Source organism: Streptomyces tricolor (assembly GCF_002155905.1).
GTDB classification, from domain to species: Bacteria; Actinomycetota; Actinomycetes; order Streptomycetales; family Streptomycetaceae; genus Streptomyces; species Streptomyces tricolor.
In genome coordinates this window covers 1-5,196 of the sequence record NZ_MUMF01000591.1, presented here as the reverse complement: position 1 = coordinate 5,196, position 5,196 = coordinate 1, and the positions used below count along the sequence as shown (strand labels likewise).

Here is a 5,196-nt window from a genome sequence, read left to right as displayed (position 1 = left end):
GTCGCCGCCGCGGCCGGCTGCGACGCCGTCAAGTTCCAGAAGCGCACCCCCGAGATCTGCACCCCGCGCGACCAGTGGGACATCGAGCGCGACACCCCCTGGGGCCGGATGACCTACATCGACTACCGCCACCGGGTGGAGTTCGGCGAGGACGAGTACCGCCAGATCGACGCGTACTGCAAGGAGAAGGGGATCGACTGGTTCGCCTCCCCGTGGGACACCGAGGCCGTCGCCTTCCTGGAGAAGTTCGACGTCCCCGCCCACAAGGTGGCCTCCGCCTCCCTGACGGACGACGAGCTGCTGCGCGCCCTGCGCGCCACGGGCCGTACGGTCATCCTGTCGACCGGCATGTCGACGCCGAAGCAGATCCGCCACGCGGTGGAGGTCCTCGGCTCCGACAACATCCTCATGTGCCACGCCACGTCGACCTACCCGGCGAAGGCCGAGGAGCTGAACCTCCGCGTGATCAACACGCTGGAGAAGGAGTACCCGAACGTCCCGATCGGCTACTCGGGCCACGAGACCGGCCTGCAGACCACGTTGGCGGCGGTCGCGCTGGGCGCCACGTTCGTCGAGCGCCACATCACCCTGGACCGCGCGATGTGGGGCTCCGACCAGGCCGCGTCGGTGGAGCCGCAGGGCCTGGAGCGCCTCGTCCGCGACATCCGCGTGATCGAGTCCTCCCTCGGCGACGGCGTGAAGAAGGTCTACGACTCCGAGCTGGGCCCGATGAAGAAGCTGCGCCGCGTCGCCGGCGTCGTCGCCGAGGCGGAGATCGCCGCGGCGGCGGGCGAGCCGGTCTCGGTCTGAGCACCTTGACCGCCTTACGGACCACGGAACTCCCTGACGACGGGACGGTCGTACGCCGATGAGCCCCCGCGCCGGTCAGGCCGGCCACCCTGCCCGCACGCTCGCCTTCGTGGAGAGCCCGGTACAGCTGCTGAACGTACTGGAGTGGGCGCACCTGCACGGCCTGCGCGACGGTGCCGGGCCGACGCACCGGACCGCGACGCCTCCGACCGCGACGCCTCCGACCGCGACGGATCCGACCGCGACGCCTCCGACCGCGACGGATCCGACCGCGACGCCTCGGACCGCACCGGGCGCGGCCGACCGTTCGGGCCCGGCCGAGCCGCCGGGCCCGGCCGGTGCACAGCTGACCGGCGGAACGTCGACCGGCTCCTCGGCGGCGGCCGGACCGTCGGCGGGCTTCTCGGCGGCGTCCGGACCGGCGGGCGGACCGTCGGCCGATGCGGAGCTGACCGTCGTCGTCCTGTCCCCGACCGACCCGATGACCCGGGGCCAGCTGCGCCGCATGGCCGACCTGGCCCGGGACGAGGGACACCGGGTGCGCTGGGAAGAGGCGCGGGGCGGCACCACCGCGCCCTTCCACACCATCGGCGGCCTGGCCGGCCCGCTGCGCCGGGCCGACCGGATCGTCATGGGAGACCCGTTCTCCCGCTACGTACAGCTCCTGCTGACCATCACCCGCGCCCACGACCTCGTGGTCGTGGACGACGGCACGGCGACCATGGAGTTCGTCGCCCAGCTGGCCCGCGGCGAACGCCTGGTCCGCTGGCACCGCAAGGGCGGCCGGCCCGGCCCCCGGGACCTGCTCTTCGCCCCGGTCTCCTCCTCCGCCCGGCGCCGCCTCACCCCGAGCGACCGCCGCCGCGTCGAGGTCTTCTCCTCCATGCCGGTGACCGAGATCCCGGACGGCGTCACCGTCACCGCCAACGACTTCGCCTGGACCCGCGCCCGCTTCGGCCCGCCGCGCATCACCCAGAGCGCCGACCTGGTCGGCACCTCCCTGGTGGAGACCGGGGTGGTGGACGGCGACCGCTACCTGGAGGCCGTACGGAACCTGGCCAAGGCCCACGGCGCCACCCGCTACTTCGCCCACCGCCGCGAGAGCACCGAGAAACTCCACCGGCTGGCCGTCGAGACGGGCCTGGAGATCGTCCGCCCGGACCTCCCGCTGGAACTGATCGCCCGCCGCGGTCCGATCGGCCGGACCATCCTCAGCTTCCCCTCCACGGTCGTGCACACCCTGCCGCTGGCCCTCGCCGGCACCGGCGTGCGCGTGGCGGTCTGCGACATCGACCCGACCTGGCTCACCGACACCGCCTCCCCGCGCGCCCAGGGCTTCCTGTCCGGTGTGACCGGTACCGCCCGGGACGTCCACCGGCTGGCCGCGGTGAGCCTCGCCTAGACCGCCGACGCCCCACCGGATCGGGCGAGAGTTTGATTTGATTTCTTGCCCGAGCCATAGCCAGCATGGCGGGGCCGGCGGGGGATGCCGGCAACGGGGAAACGGGGAGACACGGGGAGGACGACAGCATGTCCTGGGACGAGTGGGAGCAGTTGAAAGCGGACGCCGCGGCCCGCGGCTCCACGTCGATGCAGCTGAACCGGGCCGCGCCGGACGGGGGCGGCGGTGGCGGTGACCTGAAGTCGGACAAGAAGGCCTGGGTGAAGGCCGGCGAGGACACCAAGGGGTTGCAGGACGACATCGGCAAGGCCCTGGGGAAGCTGGACGACGGGCAGTCCGGGCTGGGTGACGTCTCCGGTGTGCAGTCCGCGGCGGCGCAGAAGGAGCTGTACGACTCCTGGAAGAAGTACGTCGGTGACGTCAAGGGCCGCTGCGGTGAGCTGGGCGGGGTGATGGAGCGGTCCGGGCACGACCTGGCGAAGTCCGACGGGGACGTCAAGGCCGAACTGGACAAGATCAAGTCCAAGTACCAGGACACCGAGGCCGTCGGCGGCCAGGCGAAGGGCCGGTGACGGGCGCTGATGGACATCGCGACGCTGCAGGCTCTCAAGCCCTCCGAGTTCGAGGAGGCGGCGGACGGGTACCGGGCCACGAGTGAGATGGCGAGCACCGCCAAGGACAAGGTGGAGAACCAGATCGCCGCCGGTGTCCGCAACCAGCTCAAGGGCGCGGCGGCGACCGCCGCGGTGGACGGGCTGAAGGAGCTGGCCCAGAACTTCCACTACGTGCAGACCGAGTGCGCGCTGGCGAGTACGGCGCTGAACGGTTTCGCGTACGACATGGCCGCGGCCAAGCGGAAGCTGGAGGCGGCCCTGGAGGACGCCAAGGCGGCGGGCTGCACGGTGGGCGCGGACGGTTCGGTCACCTTCCCCGCGGGCGGCAAGGAGGTCGACGGGAAGGTGCCCGAGGGGGGCACCGTGTCGGCCAGTACCAGTGCGACGGATCCGACGTCGGCGGCGATCGAGCGTCAGGCCGTGAACATGCACCCCAATCCGAACTTCGGCAAGGCCGTGGAGTTCGCGAACCGGATCGGGGACGCGCTGAAGGAGGCCACGGAAGCGGATGCCAAGTGGGCGCCGAAGCTGCGTGCCCTGAAGGCCGACGACGACCTGAAGGTCTCGGACCGGGACTGGTCCGACGTCAAGTCCGACCAGGACGGCGTGAGCGACGCGGGCAAGAAGTACCTCGACTCGATGCCGCAGCCGCCCAAGGACGGCAGCCCGAAGGACAACGCGGCCTGGTGGAAGGGCCTCAACGACGAGGAGCGCGCGGCCTGGCTCTCCCTGCGCCCGGACAGCGTGGGCAAGCTCGACGGACTGCCCTCCGCAGTGCGCGACGAGGCCAACCGTGTCGTGTTCGACGAGACCCGGGCCCGCTACCAGATGGAACTCGACTCCATCCCCAAGCCGCCGGCCAACGAATGGACGTACATCGCCACCCCCGGCGGCTGGGCGTCCAAGGTGCACACCGACGAATGGATGGCCTGGCACAACAAGTACGGCGACCGCTACGAGCACCTCAACAAGTCGCTGGACGGCATGAAGAGCATCCAGGCGCGCTTCGACGCGACGGGCCTGGCCACCGACAAGGACCACAAGGGGCTGCCCCCGGCGTACCTCCTCGGGTTCAGCGCGGAGGGCAACGGCCGGGCGATCATCGCCAACGGCAACCCGGACACGGCCCGCCACCAGGCCGTCTACGTGCCGGGTACGACGTCGAACCTCAGCAACATCGGCGGCAACGTCGACCGGATGACCGCCACCTGGCGTGTGGCCACCGACGAGGCGGACGGCCAGCCCGTCTCCACGATCACCTGGCTCGGTTACGACGCCCCGCAGGACATCGTGAAGGACTCCCCGTTCCGGCACTACGCGGACGACGGCGCCCCGGCCTTCAACCGCTTCCTCGACGGACTGGAGGCCTCGCACACCGGCGACACGCCTCCGCACCGCACCGTGATCGGACATTCGTACGGTTCGACTCTCGTCGGTGCGGCGGCCGACCACGGCACACTGAACGCGGACGACGTGGTCACCGCGGGCAGCCCCGGTGTCACGGTGCCCAAGGCGGAGCAGCTCGACGTGCCCAAGGGCCATGTCTGGAACGAGGAGGCCGACGGTGACGTCGTACCCGACATCGGCCGCTTCGGCCACGGCGGCACCGACTGGGACGGTCCCTGGACCGTGCCCAGCGACGAACGGTTCGGGGCCAAGCAGATGACCACCGACACCGAGGGCCACAGCGGCTACTGGGATGAGGGCTCCGACAGCCTGCTCAACCAGGCCCTGGTCGTCGCGGGACACGGAGAGGATGTGAAGCTCAAGGAGCCGACTCCGACCTGGAAGTACACCCGTTAGGCAGAGCGAGGCCCTCCATCTTGAAGAACCGCACGGGCGCAGCCGCGCTCCTCCTGTCCACCGTCCTCATCACTCTCACCGGATGCAGCATGAGTTCCAGCACGGAATCCGACGACGTCCCGTCCGCCGGCATCAGCACCTCCCAGGACGCCGCGGCGGAGGCGCAGAAGGTGTCCAGCCGGCTGTACGACCTGATCGGCGTCAAGGGAAAGGCCTCCGACGGCAGCCCGGGTGTCCAGGAGTGCTCGGGCAAGGACCGGGACACGTACTTCCAGATCTTCCACAAGTGGAGCTTCTACCCCGCGTCGGCGAACGATCTCGACGCCGCCATGGAGCACCTCAAGGAGGGGCTGCCGAAGCAGGGCTGGAAGATCGTCGAGTACGGCCCCGACTCCAGCGAGAGCGAGAACCTCACGCTGATCGCCGACAACGACGAGAAAAAGGTCGGCGTGCACATCGCCCAGATGAAGAAGAGGAACCCGCCGAAGCTGAGCCTGATGCTCGTCTCCGGCTGCTACCAGGTCCCGGAGGGCCAGAAGGTCGAGCACTTCTAGCGCCCGCCCCGCC

Annotated in this window: 5 protein-coding genes; all 5 read left to right on the top strand. The window is 70.5% G+C overall.

The window, feature by feature from the left end:
• The coding region (locus CCN44_RS34595) for an N-acetylneuraminate synthase family protein (RefSeq protein WP_086702389.1) at positions 1-810 on the top strand (810 nt) is incomplete at its 5' end.
• A 58-nt stretch (positions 811-868) separates the two neighbouring features.
• Positions 869-2,212: a hypothetical protein gene (locus CCN44_RS34590; RefSeq protein WP_086702386.1), complete on the top strand. Its 1,344-nt coding sequence runs from the start codon at positions 869-871 to the stop codon at positions 2,210-2,212.
• A gap of 128 nt (positions 2,213-2,340) precedes the next feature.
• A complete protein-coding gene (locus CCN44_RS34585) occupies positions 2,341-2,784 on the top strand; it encodes a hypothetical protein (protein WP_086702383.1) in 444 nt (147 codons plus the stop codon).
• 9 nt (positions 2,785-2,793) lie between these two features.
• Positions 2,794-4,629: an alpha/beta hydrolase gene (locus CCN44_RS34580; RefSeq protein ID WP_086702380.1), complete on the top strand. Its 1,836-nt coding sequence runs from the start codon at positions 2,794-2,796 to the stop codon at positions 4,627-4,629.
• An 89-nt stretch (positions 4,630-4,718) separates the two neighbouring features.
• A complete protein-coding gene (locus CCN44_RS34575; protein WP_237482199.1) occupies positions 4,719-5,183 on the top strand; it encodes a hypothetical protein in 465 nt (154 codons plus the stop codon).
• Positions 5,184-5,196 lie beyond the last annotated feature (13 nt).